At 37.6% G+C, this 511-nt stretch carries 1 protein-coding gene; it reads right to left on the reverse strand.

The features are described from left to right. Window positions 1-511 (reverse strand): transposase (locus Q8G36_RS28610; protein WP_305275337.1); only part of this gene is annotated, 511 nt, incomplete at both ends.

Genomic DNA, 511 nt, shown 5'->3' on the forward strand with positions numbered 1-511 from the left:
AATAGGCAAACTGTTTTGTTCGTTCATCTTTCACATAGTAGCCACTCTCAGAATCCGTTGTACTTTCTTTAATCTCTTTGGTCTCTTCTTTATCAAATTTATCTGGTGGAAAAGGCTTTTTTCCATGGTTTTCACGATCTTGATTGATTTCTTCTTGAAGACGTCCTTGATACGCTCGTGTTTCTTTACGAACGATTTTCTTTTCAAATTTCCGTTTATTCGCACTGGCTTTCACATGTGTGGAATCCACGAAAACGTGTTCAGCAGCTGTCATTAAAATGCGATAGAAAATCTGTTCAAACAGGTCTGTATCTTTAAAGCGTCGCTCATAATTTTTCCCGAACGTAGAGAAATGAGGTACTTTATCATGGAAACCATAGCCTAAGAACCAACGGTAAGCCATATTGGTTTCAACTTCTTCAATCGTTTTACGCATGGAACGAATACCGAAGGTATATTGAATGAAAGTCAGTTTAACTAAAATAACTGGATCAATACTTGGGCGTCCTAC

The organism is Peribacillus frigoritolerans (assembly GCF_030676415.1).
GTDB classification, from domain to species: Bacteria; Bacillota; Bacilli; order Bacillales; family DSM-1321; genus Peribacillus; species Peribacillus frigoritolerans_A.